Origin of the sequence: Nocardia sp. NPDC046763, from assembly GCF_040645495.1 — a bacterium.
Taxonomy (GTDB): domain Bacteria; phylum Actinomycetota; class Actinomycetes; order Mycobacteriales; family Mycobacteriaceae; genus Nocardia.
This window is the reverse complement of sequence record NZ_JBEYYI010000031.1, coordinates 51,210-66,044: the sequence shown is the minus strand read 5'-3', so window position 1 is coordinate 66,044 and position 14,835 is coordinate 51,210. Positions and strand designations below refer to the sequence as shown.

12 protein-coding genes are annotated in these 14,835 nt (G+C 69.4%); 11 read left to right on the top strand and 1 reads right to left on the bottom strand.

Going from position 1 to position 14,835, the window contains the following annotated elements:
- Positions 1–10 precede the first annotated feature (10 nt).
- The 4 genes from ABZ909_RS36070 (at position 11) to ABZ909_RS36055 (ending at position 5,170) form a co-directional block, all read left to right on the top strand.
- Positions 11–1,030 (top strand): NAD(P)H nitroreductase, encoded by a 1,020-nt coding sequence (locus tag ABZ909_RS36070; protein ID WP_357009100.1) that lies wholly within the window; start codon positions 11–13, stop codon positions 1,028–1,030.
- A gap of 54 nt (positions 1,031–1,084) precedes the next feature.
- Positions 1,085–1,732, top strand: coding sequence for a response regulator transcription factor (locus tag ABZ909_RS36065; protein ID WP_357009097.1), 648 nt, complete (start codon positions 1,085–1,087; stop codon positions 1,730–1,732).
- 408 nt (positions 1,733–2,140) lie between these two features.
- Positions 2,141–4,825, top strand: a complete 2,685-nt coding sequence (gene mgtA / locus ABZ909_RS36060) for a magnesium-translocating P-type ATPase (protein ID WP_357009095.1) — start codon at positions 2,141–2,143, stop codon at positions 4,823–4,825.
- A gap of 33 nt (positions 4,826–4,858) precedes the next feature.
- Entirely contained in the window at positions 4,859–5,170 is a 312-nt protein-coding gene (locus ABZ909_RS36055; RefSeq protein ID WP_357009092.1) for an amphi-Trp domain-containing protein, read from the top strand.
- A gap of 5 nt (positions 5,171–5,175) precedes the next feature.
- Here the strand turns inward: ABZ909_RS36055 and ABZ909_RS36050 are convergent, their stop codons facing one another.
- Positions 5,176–5,622: a pyridoxamine 5'-phosphate oxidase family protein gene (locus ABZ909_RS36050; protein WP_357009090.1), complete on the bottom strand. Its 447-nt coding sequence runs from the start codon at positions 5,620–5,622 to the stop codon at positions 5,176–5,178.
- 281 nt (positions 5,623–5,903) lie between these two features.
- Here ABZ909_RS36050 and ABZ909_RS36045 point away from each other — a divergent pair, with 281 nt between their 5' ends.
- The 7 genes from ABZ909_RS36045 (at position 5,904) to ABZ909_RS36015 (ending at position 14,825) form a co-directional block, all read left to right on the top strand.
- The gene (locus ABZ909_RS36045; protein WP_357009088.1) at positions 5,904–8,234 is read left to right on the top strand and encodes a heavy metal translocating P-type ATPase; all 2,331 of its coding nucleotides are present in this window, start codon (positions 5,904–5,906) and stop codon (positions 8,232–8,234) included.
- Between the two features lie 263 nt (positions 8,235–8,497).
- Positions 8,498–9,376 carry a DUF302 domain-containing protein gene (locus ABZ909_RS36040; RefSeq protein WP_357009086.1) on the top strand — a complete coding sequence of 293 codons (879 nt, stop codon included), beginning with the start codon at positions 8,498–8,500 and terminating at the stop codon, positions 9,374–9,376.
- An 80-nt stretch (positions 9,377–9,456) separates the two neighbouring features.
- Positions 9,457–10,011 (top strand): flavodoxin domain-containing protein, encoded by a 555-nt coding sequence (locus tag ABZ909_RS36035; protein ID WP_357009084.1) that lies wholly within the window; start codon positions 9,457–9,459, stop codon positions 10,009–10,011.
- A gap of 41 nt (positions 10,012–10,052) precedes the next feature.
- Complete coding sequence (locus ABZ909_RS36030) at positions 10,053–10,532, top strand: DUF2267 domain-containing protein (RefSeq protein ID WP_357009083.1); 480 nt, start codon at positions 10,053–10,055, stop codon at positions 10,530–10,532.
- Positions 10,529–10,705, top strand: coding sequence for a hypothetical protein (locus tag ABZ909_RS36025; protein ID WP_357009080.1), 177 nt, complete (start codon positions 10,529–10,531; stop codon positions 10,703–10,705). The genes ABZ909_RS36030 and ABZ909_RS36025 overlap by 4 nt, the downstream gene beginning before the upstream one ends.
- A complete protein-coding gene (ppsA, locus tag ABZ909_RS36020) occupies positions 10,698–13,004 on the top strand; it encodes a phosphoenolpyruvate synthase (RefSeq protein WP_357009077.1) in 2,307 nt (768 codons plus the stop codon). The genes ABZ909_RS36025 and ppsA overlap by 8 nt, the downstream gene beginning before the upstream one ends.
- A 108-nt stretch (positions 13,005–13,112) precedes the next feature.
- Positions 13,113–14,825, top strand: a complete 1,713-nt coding sequence (locus ABZ909_RS36015) for a GAF domain-containing sensor histidine kinase (protein WP_357009074.1) — start codon at positions 13,113–13,115, stop codon at positions 14,823–14,825.
- Positions 14,826–14,835: the final 10 nt, after the last annotated feature.

The following is a 14,835-nucleotide window of genomic DNA, read 5'->3' as shown; positions in this document are numbered from 1 at the left end:
GCGTGAGTTCATGAGCCCACTACCCAGCGGCGACACGATCGAGCAGGCTGTCCGGCTGGCCGGTCGCGCGCCCTCCCTGCACAACAGCCAGCCGTGGCGCTGGGTCTTCGACGGCGATGCCCTGCACCTGTTCTCGGTGCGCTCGCGCATGCTTCCGGCCACCGACCACTCCGGGCGGCAGATGCTGATCGGCTGTGGTCTCGTGCTGGGACATCTGCGCGCCGCGCTGGCCGCGGCCGGGTGGCAGACGGAGGTCACGTATTTCCCCGACCCCACCCGGCACGATCAGGTTGCGACGGTGACCTTCGAGCCGGCGCGGATCGTGACCGACGCCGACCGGGACCGAGCCGCCGCCATCGCGGTTCGCTACACCGACCGGCTCCCCTTCGCCGAACCGGCGCACTGGCGCGAATTCGAACCGGTGTTGCCGGTCATCGTCGACCCCTTCGACGCGGTGATCACCGTGCTGGCGCCCGAGGCCCGCGCCGAGCTCGCCCGCGCCTCGCGGCTGACCGCGGCGATACGCCGCTACGATTCCGGCTATCAAGCCGAATTGCAGTGGTGGACAGGGCATTCACTCCCCGCCGAAGGTATCCCGCCGACGGCCCGGATATCCGCCGAGGAGCGCGAGCGGGTCGATCTGAGCCGCATACTCCCGGCCGTCGAGGACGAGCCGCGCCGGACCGAGATCGAGGACGACAAGTCCGTGGTGCTCGTCGTGTCCAGCGGCAACAGCTTCGCCGAACTGCTGCGCTGCGGTGAGGCGCTGTCGACCATCCTGCTCGAATGCACGGTCGCGGGCTATGCGACCTGCACGATCACCCACGTCACCGAAGTGCCGCGGAGCCGAGCGGTCATCCGCGAGCTCACCGGCCGCGTGGAGCAGCCACAGGTGCTGGTGCGGGTCGGCACGGTTCCCGCCTCCGACCGGCAGCCGACCCATACCCCGCGGCTGCCCCTCGAACAGATCTTGGAGGTCACCGCTCCCGCCACCCCCGGCGGCCCGGCTCCTTCCGGCCATCCCCGATAATGCGCCCCGGAGAGCTATGTTCGAACACGACGACCTACAGAATGGGAACCGGCCATGATCAAGGTTTTTCTCGTTGACGATCACGAGATCGTCCGCCGGGGACTCGTCGACCTGCTCGAGAGCGACCCGGAGCTCACCGTCATCGGTGAGGCCTCCGATGTGGCCCAGGCCCTGGCCCGAATCCCGGCGCTGAAACCGGATGTCGCGGTCCTCGATGTCCGGCTGCCGGACGGCAACGGCATCGAACTCTGCCGTGATCTGCTCTCGCGCGTCGATGGGTTGCGCTGCCTCATCCTCACCTCGTTCACCGACGAGCAGGCCATGATGGACGCGATCCTCGCTGGAGCCAGCGGTTACGTGGTCAAGGACATCAAGGGCATGGAGTTGGCCAAGGCCATCAAGGAGGTCGGCGCCGGCCGCTCGCTGCTGGACAACCGTGCCGCCGCGGCGCTGATGGATCGACTGCGCCGCAGCACGCAGTCCGACGGCCCGCTGGCCGGGCTCACCGACCAGGAGCGCAAACTTCTCGACCTGCTCGGCGACGGGCTGACCAACCGGCAGATCGCCGAACGAATGTTCCTCGCGGAGAAGACAGTCAAGAACTACGTCTCGCGGCTGCTCGCCAAGCTCGGCATGGAGCGGCGCACGCAGGCGGCGGTCTACGCGTCCAAGCTGCGTGGTGAGCATCCGCGTCCGATGTAGAGCGAACCGCGCTCCCCGCCGCGTCTTCGTCCGGAGCCGCGGCGGTTGCGTTCCGCCTGCGCCCGCACCGACCCGACAGGCCGACCCCCGAGGCCCGGGCTATCCAGCCGCGGCGATAGCGGGCGTCCGGACCCGAATGCGCCGAGCCAACGAAGGGCTCCCGTGACTGCAGGTGTCACGTTTCGCGGCGGAGCTCGAATCGACTGGCACACAGCGTGATCGGGAATACCATTCACTCGTCATCCGCTGCTGGAATCACCCCCGGACTCGGGGGCCGACACCTTCAGTCTGCCGCTGCGCATCACGGCCCACAGCGGCGGCAAGTCCTCGGCTACAAGGTCTTTGGTCCCCTCCCTGGATGCGAGCAGGCCCTATCGTCCCGGCCCGGACAGCGGAACCCTCGACGGTATGCACGTTCACGCGCTGGCCTCGGCCACGAATCGCACGCTGCCGCACACGGTTCGGCCCGTACCCGCCACGACCGCCGCCGCGCAGCCCATCGATCGGATTCTGACCGCGCTGGCCACCGGCGACGAAGGGCTGACCGAATCCGAATATGCCGGACGGGCACGCCTTTTCGGGCCGAACGCCATTCAAGCGCATCGCGCGCGCATCGGGCCGGTCATCCTGCGGCAATTACGCTCGCCGCTCCTGCTGCTGCTCGCCGTGACCGCTCTGGTGTCGTTCTTCCTCGGCGAGCGCAGCGACGCGGTGGTCATCGGGGTGATCGTGGCGATGTCCGTCGGCCTGGGCACCGTCAACGAATTCCGCGCCGAGCAGGCGGCGGCCGCGCTGCACGAGCGCATCCGGCATCGAGTCGTGGTGACCCGTGCCGGACAGGCCCGATCGGTCGACCTCGCGGAGCTGGTTCCGGGCGACATAGTCCAGCTACGCCCGGGCGAGCTGGTGCCGGCGGATCTGCGGCTGCTGTCCGTGACCGGACTGCAGTGCGATGAATCGGTGCTGACCGGCGAGTCGGAACCGGTGGTCAAATCGACCGACCCGGTTGCGGCGGGCAGCCCGGTGTCCGAGCTGGCGTGCTGCGCACTCATGGGCACGGTGGTCGCCGCCGGAACCGGCCGCGGCGTCGTGACAGCGACCGGCGGCGACACCGAATTCGGCCGTATCGCCGTCGGTTTGGCGCGCCGGGAGCCCGAGACCGAGTTCCAGGCCGGGCTGCGCCGGTTCTCGATGCTGCTGGTGCGCGTCGCCGCCGTGCTGACGATCGGCATCTTCGCGGTGAACCTGGTGCTGCACCGGCCGCTGCTGGACGCGCTGATGTTCTCGCTGGCGATCGCGGTCGGCATTTCGCCGCAACTGCTGCCGGCGGTGGTGTCGACCAGCCTGGCGGCCGGCTCACGAATCCTGGCGCAGCGCAAGGTGCTGGTGAAGCGGCTGGTCTGCATCGAGGATCTCGGCGACATCGAGGTGTTGTTCACCGACAAGACCGGCACATTGACCGAGGGGCGGATCGAATTCATGCGCGCGGTCGCCGCCGACCTGGACGCCGGCGACGATGTCATCGAGCTGGGCATGGCCTGCACCGACGGCGTGATCCAGAACGGTCAGCTCGCCGGCGGTGACGCGCTCGATACGGCACTGTGGGCTGCGCCGCCCGCACCGCGGGAGGGCGCCGAGCGGCACACCCGGCTCGCCACACTGCCTTTCGATCATCGGCGGCGCATGGTCTCGGTCCTCGTCGATGCGCCCGGCACCGGGGGAACGATCATTACGAAGGGAGCTCCCGAGGCCGTCCTCGCCTGCTGCGAGAACGTGCCGGATGCGGCCACCCGGGCGCTCGGTGCCGAGTTCGCGGCCGGGCACCGCGTGGTCGCCGTCGCGACCCGTCCGGCGCCCGGGCGGACGTCGCTGACAGCCGCCGACGAGACCGGCCTGCGACTGGCCGGGTTCCTCGTGTTCCTCGACCCACCGAAAGCCTCTGCGCGCGAGGCGATCAGCCGCCTGGCCACGCTCGGCGTCGCGGTCAAGGTCATCACCGGCGATCATCCGACGGTGGCCGCGCGGGTCTGCGAACAGCTGGGCCTGCCGGCGGGCGACACCCTGTCGGGCACCGAGCTCGACCGGCTCACCGACGCCGAGCTCGCCGGGAAGCTCGCCACCACAACCGTTTTCGCCCGCATCGATCCAGAACAGAAGGCGCGCATCGTCCGCGCGCAACGCTCGCTCGGCGTCGATGTCGCGTTCCTCGGCGACGGCGTCAACGACGCGCTCGCCCTGCACGCCGCCGATGTCGGAATCTCCGTGGACGCCGCCACCGACGTCGCCAAGGACGCCGCCGACGTCGTGCTGCTCGAGAAGGACCTGCAGGTCCTGGCGGACGGCGTCACCCAGGGCCGGCGCGTGTTCGCCAACACCATGAAGTACGTCTTGATGGGCACGTCCAGCAATTTCGGCAATATGTTCAGTGCGGCAGGCGCTTCCGCGTTCCTGCCGTTCCTGCCCATGCTGCCCTCGCAGATTCTGCTCAACAATCTGCTCTACGACTCCAGCCAGCTCGCCATTCCCACCGACACGGTCGACGAGGAGCAGCTGGCCCGGCCCGCGCGCTGGGACATCGGGCTGATCCGGCGTTTCATGCTGGTGTTCGGCCCCATCAGCTCGGTGTTCGACTTCGCGACCTTCGGCATCATGCTGTGGATCTTCCACGCGGGCGAAGCCCTCTTCCACACCGCCTGGTTCGTCGAATCGCTGGCCACCCAGACTCTGGTGCTGTTCGTGATCCGAACCCGCAGAACGCCCTTCTTCCGCAGCCACCCGAGCGTCGCCCTGCTCACCGCCGCGCTGGCCGCGGTGGGAATCGGCGCACTGCTACCCGTGACGCCGCTGGCCGCCACGCTCGGCTTCCAGCCGCTGCCCGGCGCCTTCTTCGTCGCGCTGCTCGTCATGATCGTCGCGTATCTGGCGCTGGCGGAAACGGCGAAGCACTGGTTCTTCCGGACACCCCCCGCCGTCCCGGCCGCCCGCGACCGTCGCCCCGATCATCGATTGCGCCGTCGCGCTGCGCGTTTCACTATCGGAACGCGCCCGGCGGAGGGGACTTCCGCACAACCGGCACAGGCATTTGGTCCCTAGAGCCTCTCCCCCGGGTGCGGTGTGCTTCCAGACATGACACACAAGAAGATCTACGAAGTACACCGCACCCTCGACCGGGCCGAACTCGCCCACCAATTACGTGGTCTCGCAGACGAACTCGACACCGGAGGCGTGATCACCTACGACAGCGACGGCACCGCCGGCGCGCTCGCTCTCCCGGACGAACTCCGGAGCGAACTGGTGATCACCCACGGCAAGAACGACGATCACATCAAACTCGTCGCCCGGCTTCGCTTCACCGAGAACGACGGGGCCGGCGCCGAGGATGCCGATGCCGACAGCGCCGACGATGCCGACTGGGAGGCAGACGACCCGTACGCCTGACCGGGCTAACCCGCCTGCTTCGCCACGAGCCGCACCCCGGTCACCAGGGTCGGCTCGATGGCGACGATGGTGTCCATCGCGCCGTCGACCCACGGCTGCAGCAGGCTCTCGTACCGTGCGACCCGTTCCGGATCCGTCACGGTGCGGGCGATCCCCGTCACCACCACCGACCATCCCAGCCCCGCGACGGGGTCGATATCGTCAGCCTCGTACGCCACCACCACATTCGGATCCGTACGCACGGTCGATGTCAGCCGAGACGTGAGCCGGGTCCGCACGACAATGATCTGGCCCTCGTCGACCAGATGGTTCACCGGCCGGACAGCGGGCAGCGCGTCGCGCGTGAAGATGACCCTCCCGAACGGGACGCTGCCCAGCAGCCGCAGTGCTTCCGCACGCCCCAGACTCACGGTGGCGCGCGGAACGAACTGATACCCATGTTTCAACTGCAAACCCTTCTCACCTGATCCCGGAACTGCATCCCTCGATCCATGTCAACACCCGCACCATCGCCCCCACAGGGCCGAAGGTCCTGTCTCGGACATCCTTCGGACAGGGCACAGCCCACAAGAAGCGAGATCCTCGGATTGCCCTGTCCGGCACACCGCATCAGGAGCCGTGGGCCGCCCACGACCGGGACGAAGGGCAGTGGTGTTCGGGGACTGTGGCCCTGCCGCTCCTCGGACAACTGCGATGCACTGATCGGGAATGACCCGGCGAAAGGACGAGAGCCATGGTGGTCGATTCACGTTTCCACGCCTGGCTGGATCGAGTCGGCGGCATCCTCGGAACGGCGCTGCTGGCCGGGACGATCTCACCGCTGGTCGCCGGTGGCGTCGCATGGGCCGCCGGGGCGACAGAAGTGGCCGACTGGTGCTGGGCCGCGGGCACGGTGGTGGCCATGGTCCCGGCGGTGTGGTGGGTTGTCGCGGCGCTGCGGCGCGGGCGCGCCGGAGTCGACCTCATCGCGGTGTTGTCGCTGGCCGGCACGCTCTGGGTGCACGAGTACCTCGCGGGCGCACTGATCGCGGTCATGCTCAGCGGCGGGCACGCGCTCGATGCCGCCGCCGAGCGGCGCGCGGCCCGGGATCTGCGGGCCCTGCTCGAGCGGGCGCCGCGGTCGGCACGGCGACGGCGAGGGGACGTGGTGCGGGTCGTCGATCTCGATGAGATCGTTCCGGGCGACATCCTGGTGATCGCCGCCGGCGAGGTGGTTCCCACCGACGGCAGGATCATGGATACCGTTGCGGCGCTGGATGAATCGGCGCTGACGGGAGAACCGCTCCAGGTCGAGCGCGCCCCCGGGGAGCCGGTGCGCAGCGGCGTGCTCAATGCCGGCGGCGTGTTCGAGATGCGGGCCACCGCGACGGCCGACGACAGCACCTACGCCGGGATCGTGCGGCTGGCACGCGAGGCGGGAGCCGCCACCGCGCCGACGGTCCGGTTGGCGGACCGCTATGCCGTGTGGTTTCTCCCGCTGACCCTGATCGTCGCGGGTGCCGCGTACTGGTTCAGCGGATCGCTGGTGCGCGCGGTGGCCGTGCTCGTGGTCGCGACACCGTGCCCGCTGTTGCTGGCCGCGCCCGTTGCCATCGTGTCGGGGCTGTCACGCGCATCGCGGGTCGGCGTGGTGGTGCGCGACGGCGGGGCGTTGGAAAATCTCGGTCGCGCAACAACTCTGGTCATGGACAAGACCGGTACCGTCACGGCCGGGCAGCCCGTGGTCACGGAGGTCGCCGCCGCTCCGGGCGCGGATGAAGCGTGGCTGTTGCAGATGGCCGCCTCGGTGGATCAGCTGTCGCCGCACGTGCTGGCCGAAGCGATCGTGACCGAGGCGCTGGCCCGCAAGCTCCAGCTCGCCGTTGCCACAGCGGTTTCCGAGCAGGCGGGTCGCGGCGTCACCGGCACGGTCGACGGTCATCGCGTGCAGGTGGGGAAGTTGCCGGAGTCGATGATCACCCCGGAATGGGCGCGGCCGGTGATGAATCGGGCGCGGCTGGACTCCGCCGCCGTCGCCTGGATCGTCGTCGACAATGACCCCCGGGGTGTCGTGTTGCTGCGTGATCCCTTGCGGCGGCAGGCGCCCCGTACCCTGCGCCGGCTGCGTGAGGCCGGGCTGAACCGCCTCGTCATGCTCACCGGTGATCGCCCCGAGCCCGCGCGCGAGGTCGCGACGGTGCTGGGCCTCGACGAGGTCTACGCGGGTCAGAGCCCGGCCGACAAGGTCGAGGCGGTGCGCCGGGAGAGCCGGCAGCAGGTGACCGTCATGGTGGGCGACGGCATCAACGACGCGCCCGCCCTGGCCGCCGCCACGGTCGGGGTGGCCATGGGAGCGCGAGGTTCGACCGCCTCGTCCGAGGCCGCCGATATCGTGCTCACCACCGATCGGCTGGACCGGCTCGCGGACGCCATGGACATCGCCCGCTGGTCGCGGCGCATCGCGGTCCAGAGCGCGACCGTAGGCATGACCCTGTCGCTGACGGCCATGGTCGTCGCGGCCGTCGGCTGGCTGCCGCCCGCGCCGGGCGCGCTGCTTCAGGAGGCCATCGACGTCGCCGTCATCCTGAACGCGCTGCGAGCACTGCGCGCCAATCCGGCCGCCCGTCTGGACCTGCCGGCGGACACCGAAGAGCTGCTCCACCGCTTCGCCACCGAACACCATGTCATGCAGGACGCACTCGCGAGGCTCCGCGCGGTCGCCGACCGGGTCGCGGACCGCCCCGATGACGCTGCACTCGCAGCACTCGACAGCGTGCATCGCTTCCTGATCGAGGACCTGCTGCCCCATGAGGTGGCCGAGGAGACCCAGCTCTATCCCGCGCTCGCCGGGCCGCTCGGCGGCTCCGAGGCAACGGCCACCATGAGCCGCGCGCACGCCGAGATCCAGCGACTGGCCACCCGCATCGGCACCCATCTCGAACTGGCCCACGCGCGTGGCGAATTCGACCCGGATCAGATCGACGACCTATTGGCCTGCCTCTACGGCCTGCACGCCGTGCTGCGCCTGCACTTCGTGCAGGAGGAGGAGAACTATTTCGCCCTCGCCGCCGACGAACGGCGGTGATCATGACCCGGCCTCCCGACCGCCTCCGACCGGGCCGGGGGTTCACTTTTGTGGCGGGACCACTCGCTGGGACGACGCGGTTGTCTCCCTCGACCCTGCCTGTGACGCCGCGATGGACGGACGATCTCGGGACCTTGGTCCCCTCCCTGCCGATCGCCCCATACGGCTGTGCGTTTGTTCCTCCACCACCGTGACCTTGTCCTCTGTGGCACCCGCACGGCCGGACGCACGCTGAACGCACGAACTATCGAAGGAGGCGCGTCATGGAGTACCGGGTGAATGTGTGCGAGACGCCGCCGCAGGCGGTGTTGCGCATACCGCTGGAGATCCGCCCGGACCTGTTGAGCGACGGCATAGTCGGCGGCATGAACCGGCTGTCGGAGGTCGCCGAGCAGGCCGGGCTCGTCGCGAACGGCGCACCGACGATCACCTTCCATCGGGAACTGCCCGCCGAAGACGCCATCGTCGTCGATTTCGGGCTCCCCATCGAGGCCGCGCCCGCCCTCGGCCCGAGTTCCGGTGCGGAGCTGACCATCCAGTCGCCGGCGCTGGTGGCCCGCACCTGCCATCGCGGCAGCTATCACGCCATCGACGCCGCGTACCGCGCATTACGAGAATGGCTGCAGAGCAACGGCTATCGCCCCATCGGACCGCCAACAGAGGCGTATCTCATCGGCCCCGACGAGGTGAGCGATCCCCGTCTGCTGATCACCGAGATCCGCATTCCGGTGGCGCCCGCCGCGGCCATTGCCGTCCACCTCGACGCGACGTTCCCGGACGCCGTGGACCGCACCCGGATCGCATTGCGGGAGCACGGATTCGGCGTCGTGACCGAATTCGATGTCCAGGCCGCCCTCCGGGAGCGGGCCGGTGAGCACATCGAGGAGTACCTGGTCCTCGGAGCCTGCAACCCGCAGCTCGCCGGTCGCGCCCTCGACATCGACCGGGAGGCAGGATTGCTGTTGCCCTGCAACGTCGTCGTGCGGGCCGACCGGACCGGCGTGCTCGTGGAGGCCACCGATCCCACGCTGCTCACCGAAGTCCTGGCCAGGCCCGAGCTCGCCGGACCGGCCGAGGAGGCCCGTCGATTGCTCGCCGCCGCTCTGGCCGACCTGTCCCATCCCGCCGCGGCGGCCGGCTGAGGCGGTCGAGGACCATGGTCCCGATCACCACGGGTAGGAGTCCTCTCACCGAAATCCGGCCACGCGAGCAGGCTCGATTCATGGGAACCACCACTCCACGCGTCGCCGTCATCTACGCCACCGCCCAGGGATCCACCCGTGAGATCGCCGATTTCATCGGCGCCTACCTCACGGCCCGCGGCGCGGCCGTCGAAGTCGCCGACGTCGAACACGCTCCCGAACTCACACCCTTCGATGCCATCGTGCTGGGCAGCGCCGTGCACGATCTGGCCCTGCTGCCGGAGATGGCCGAATTCGTCCGCTCGCATCGCCACGAACTGCAGACACACTCGCTGTGGCTGTTCAGCGTCGGGCTGGGGCCGGCCCTGGTCGGTCCGGCCGGGCGCCGCATCGGCCATGTCGTCCCGAGAAAGATCGCCGCCCTGCGTGATTCGATCACCCCGCGTGATTTCCACGCGTTCGCCGGCCACTACGAACGCGCCGGGGTCTCGCTGCCCGCGCGCGCCCTGTACCGCCTGCTCGGCGGCGCCCGTTACGGGGACCTGCGCGACTGGTCCGACATCACGATCTGGACCGACACCATCGCCCAGGCCCTACACCTGCAGCAGGCACAGGCCACTCCGACCCACCCCTGACCCGCACCCCCGGTCATCCCGTCTTCGCGAAAGGCACGCCGATGAGCCATCACACCGATCCGTTCGCCCCGGCGATCAATACCGGCCACATCTGGCTGCGCACCGTCGCCGACCGGCTCGACACCGACGACCGGATGGAGGCGCATCGGGCCCTGCGCGCCTGGCTGCACACCGTGCGCGACCGCCTCGACATCGGCGCGGCCGCACACCTGAGCGCCCAGCTGCCCACGCTGCTGCGCGGCGTCTTCTACGAGGGCTGGACGCCGGGACGTGTTCCGGTGCGCCATGATCCGCCGTCGTTCCTGCACCAGTTCGCCCGCACGGCGGACGTGTCGCCGGAGGAAGCGAGGCGGATGTCGGCGGCGGTCACCGACGCGCTGGCCCAGCTGTTCTCCCCCGGCCAGCTCGACCACGTGCTGGCACAGCTTCCCGTACCCCTGCGGCGCGTGCTACTCGGTACCGATTTCAGTGACATTCTCACCTCCGCAGGCATTTTCGAGACTCCGGAGGCACAGCAGTGACGATCCGGCACGCTCCCCTGTTCGTCATTGCACTCCCCTGCGTGGTCACCGGCCTCGAGCTCAGCGGCGCGGCGCCGCTGACGATGCTGTCCGCCTTGTTCATCCTCGCCTTCCCGATCCTGCTGCTGCTCATGCTGCCCGGGTCGAAAAAGAACTGGAGCCGTCATGGGTGACTATGTCGCCACCTTCGATGAATTGCGATTGACCGACGCCGACCGCGCCGGCGGCAAGGGCGCCAATCTCGGCGAACTGGTCGCGGCGCACCTGCCCGTGCCGCCGGGGTTCGTCGTGCTCAAATCCGCCTACGAAGAGGTGATCTGCGCGGGTGCGCGCGGCCCGGAACTCGACGATCTGCACACCCGAGGGCTCGCGGCAGCGCAGGGCGCGACCCGCGACGAGGCACAGCAGCTCGACGAGCTGTGCCGTCGCATGCGGGAATTCGTGCACGACACCCCGATGTCGCCGGCCGTCCGCGATGCCGTGCTGTCGGCCTACCACCGGCTCGGCGACGCGGTTACCGTGGCCGTGCGGTCCTCGGCCGTCGGCGAGGACAGCGCGACGGCGTCGTTCGCGGGAATGAACGTGTCCCACACCAATATTCACGGCGACGAAGAATTGATCACCGCGCTGACCGACTGCTGGGCATCCCTGTTCTCCCCGCGCGTGCTGACCTATCGGGCACGGCGCGGCATGCGCAATCGACCCGAGATGGCCGTGGTGGTGCAGCGGATGGTGGCCGCCCGCACGGCCGGCGTGGCCTTCACCGCCGACCCTGCCACCGGTTCGCTCGATCACATCGTCATCGACGCAGCGCGCGGTCAGGGCGAAGTGGTGGTGTCCGGCGCCGTCACACCCGACACCTACGTCCTCGACGCGGACGGACCGACGCTGCTCACCACCCAGGTCGGCCGCCAGAGCTTCGCCATCGTGCCCGGCGCGGACGGCGATCAGAGAATTCAGCTCTCCGAATCCGAGGCCGAGGCGCCGGCGCTCACCGACGACCAGGCCGTCGCCGTGGCCCGGCTCGCGCTCGAGGTGCAGGCGCACCACGGCCGCCCCCAGGACGTCGAATGGGTCTTCGACGACGAGCACCTCTGGCTGGTCCAGGCGCGGCCGATCACCACGCTGCCCAGCGACACCACGGCGAAAGCTCCGGTGGCGCACACCGTCGAAGGTCGGGCACTGGTGCGTGGCCTGGGCGCGGCGCCCGGCCGCGCCACCGGTCCGGTGCGCGTATTGCACTCGCCCGCAGAGGGATCCACGCTGAGCAACGGCGAGATCCTGGTCGCGCCCATGACGAACCCGGACTGGCTGCCCACCCTCTCGCGGTCCGCCGCGGTGGTGACGGACAGCGGCGGCATGACCTGCCACGCGGCCATCGTGGCCCGCGAACTCGGTATCCCGTGCATCGTCGGAGCGCGCACGGCCACGGCGCAACTGGCCACGGGTCAGGAGGTCACCGTCGACGGGTCCGCGGGCCAGGTGTACGCCGGAAACCCGCTTCCGGCCACGATCACCGCGGTGCCGCGCCCGGTCCCCGAGACCACCGCACCCGAGGCCACCGGGACCCGCGTCTACGCGAATCTGGGGCTGCCCGAAGCCGCCGAACGCGTCGCGGCCACCGGCGCCGACGGAGTGGGCCTGCTGCGCGCCGAGGTCCTGCTGACCCAGGCGCTCGGCGGCCGCCATCCTCGCGATCTCATCGCCCGCGGCGAGGACGAGAAGTTCATCCAGAGCGTGACCGCCTCCGTCCACCGGATCAGCTCCGCCTTCGCGCCGCGCCCGGTCGTCTACCGGGCAAGCGATATGCGCAGCAACGAGTTCCGCGCACTCGAGGGCGGCAGCCGCTACGAGCCCCAGGAGCACAACCCGATGATCGGGTTCCGGGGCTGCTACCGCTACATACGCCAGCCCGAGATGTTCCGGCTCGAACTGGCCGCGCTCGCACGCGTGCGCGAACAGACCCCGAACGTGCACCTGATGATCCCCTTCGTCCGCACCCGCTGGGAACTCGAGCAGTGCCTCGAGCTCGTCGACGCGAGCCCGCTCGGACGCCAGCGCGGCCTGCACCGCTGGATCATGGCCGAGGTGCCGTCGGTGATCTACCGGCTACCCGAGTACGTCGAACTGGGGATCGACGGAATCTCCATCGGCAGCAACGATCTGACCCAGCTCGTGCTGGGCGTGGACCGCGATTCCGAGGAGTGCGCCGAACTGTTCGACGAATCCGATGCGGCGGTGCTGAACGCCATCGAGCAGATCGTCACCACCGCCCGGTCGCTCGGCATCACCTCGTCGCTGTGCGGCCAGGCGCCCTCCACCCATCCGGAATTCGTGGCGCATCTGGTGCGCGCGGGTATCACGTCGGTGTCCGTCTCGCCCGATGCGATCCAGCGCACCCGGCACGCCATCGCAGCCGCCGAACGGCGCGTGCTCCTGGACCGCGCACTTGCCCAGCCGGACCGGCGGTGACGCTGCCGGCCACTCACCTGCACTATCGTTCTCGGGCGCGCGCCTAAACTGGAACAGCCGTAACAGAACAAGTCGCGCACGCCCGACACGAGTACAGGAAAACACGAGATGACCGTTGAGCCTCCCGACGGCTCCTACTCGGTACGTGACACCCTCTCCCAGCTGCGGCTGCGGGAATTGCTCACCGAGGTCAAGGACCGCGTCGAACAGATCATCGACGCTCGCGACCGGATGGACGGCCTGGTCGAGGCGATGCTGTCGGTGACCTCGGGGCTCGATCTGGACCAAACCCTGCGCACCATCGTGCACACCGCCATCAGCCTCGTCGACGCCCGCTACGGCGCGCTCGGCGTCCGCGCGGACGATCAGCTCGAACAGTTCATCTACGAGGGCATCGACGAGGAGATGCGAGCCCGGATCGGCGATCTCCCGGAGGGCCGCGGCGTGCTGGGCCTGCTGATCAGCCAGCCCAAGCCGATCCGCCTGGACAATATCGCCGACCATCCCGCGTCGGTCGGTTTTCCCGACCACCATCCACCGATGCGGACCTTCCTCGGCGTGCCCGTCCGGATCCGCGACGAGATCTTCGGCAACCTGTATCTCACCGAGAAGTCCGGCGGACTGCCGTTCACCGAGGACGACGAGGTCATCGTGCAGGCCCTCGCCGCGGCCGCCGGAACCGCGATCGACAACGCCCGGCTCTATCAGTCCACCCGCACCCGCCAAGCCTGGATCGAAGCCACCCGCGATATCGCCACCGAATTCCTGGCCGGAACGGATCCCGAGCAGGTGCTCGCCCACATGGTCACGCACGCGCGCACACTCACCGAATCGAAATGGGCATTCCTCGCCGTCGACGAGGAACCCGACAGCAACCACACCGACGCCGAGGGGCTGCGGATCAGCAAGTGCGCCGGGCCGGACGGTCACCATCACACCGGAATGGTCCACACGTCCGGGACGGCGATCGGACAGGCGTTCCGCAAGGGTGTGGCCCTGCGCCTCGACGACAGCGACGAACTCGGCCTCGACACCGCGCTCGACGCCGGACCCGCGCTGATCCTGCCGCTCAACGCCCAGGAGTCGACCTTCGGGGTGCTGGTCATGGTCCGCCCGGCCGGCGCTCCCCCGTTCGCGGACGAATTACAGGAATTGGCAGGCGCTTTCACCGATCAAGCCGCGCTGGCGATCCAGCTGGCCGAAGCCCAGCAGCGCATGCGCGAACTCGACGTGCTGACCGATCGCGACCGCATCGCCCGCGACCTGCACGACCATGTCATCCAGCGGCTCTTCGCGGCCGGCCTGAGCCTGCAGGGCACCGTCGCCCGCGCCCGCTCGGCCGAAGTGCGCGACCGGATCTCGGACGTCATCAACGAATTGCAGGACGTGGTCCAGGAGATCCGCACCTCGATTTTCGACCTGCACGGCGGCGCGGCGAACAGTACCCGGCTGCGGCAGCGGATCGAGGAGGTGATCCGCACGCACACCGCCGATACCGGCCTGCGCACCTCGTTGCGCATCACCGGGCCGCTGTCGGTGGTGGCGGCCGAACTCGCCGACCATGCCGAAGCCGTGGTGCGCGAAGCGGTTTCCAACGTGGTGCGGCACGCCGCCGCGGATACGGTCGCGGTGTCCATCGACGTCTCCGACGATCTGACCGTGCTGGTCGCCGACGACGGCTGCGGGATCCCCGCGAACATCACCCCGAGCGGGCTGCGGAACCTGCAGCACCGGGCCGAGGAGATGGGCGGAACCTTCTCCTTCGGCCGCAACCCCGAGGGAAAGGGAACCTTGCTGCACTGGGCGGTACCGCTGGGGTGAACCGGCGGCG

Bases quoted from the DNA above. Each gene is read 5' to 3' on its own strand.
- ABZ909_RS36035 (WP_357009084.1), top strand. From the start codon at position 9,457: ATGGGAACCACCACTCCACGCGTCGCCGTCATCTACGCCACCGCCCAG.
- ppsA (WP_357009077.1), top strand. From the start codon at position 10,698: ATGGGTGACTATGTCGCCACCTTCGATGAATTGCGATTGACCGACGCC.
- mgtA (WP_357009095.1), top strand. From the start codon at position 2,141: ATGCACGTTCACGCGCTGGCCTCGGCCACGAATCGCACGCTGCCGCAC.
- ABZ909_RS36015 (WP_357009074.1), top strand. From the start codon at position 13,113: ATGACCGTTGAGCCTCCCGACGGCTCCTACTCGGTACGTGACACCCTC.
- ABZ909_RS36045 (WP_357009088.1), top strand. From the start codon at position 5,904: ATGGTGGTCGATTCACGTTTCCACGCCTGGCTGGATCGAGTCGGCGGC.
- ABZ909_RS36055 (WP_357009092.1), top strand. From the start codon at position 4,859: ATGACACACAAGAAGATCTACGAAGTACACCGCACCCTCGACCGGGCC.
- ABZ909_RS36065 (WP_357009097.1), top strand. From the start codon at position 1,085: ATGATCAAGGTTTTTCTCGTTGACGATCACGAGATCGTCCGCCGGGGA.
- ABZ909_RS36030 (WP_357009083.1), top strand. From the start codon at position 10,053: ATGAGCCATCACACCGATCCGTTCGCCCCGGCGATCAATACCGGCCAC.
- ABZ909_RS36070 (WP_357009100.1), top strand. From the start codon at position 11: ATGAGCCCACTACCCAGCGGCGACACGATCGAGCAGGCTGTCCGGCTG.
- ABZ909_RS36040 (WP_357009086.1), top strand. From the start codon at position 8,498: ATGGAGTACCGGGTGAATGTGTGCGAGACGCCGCCGCAGGCGGTGTTG.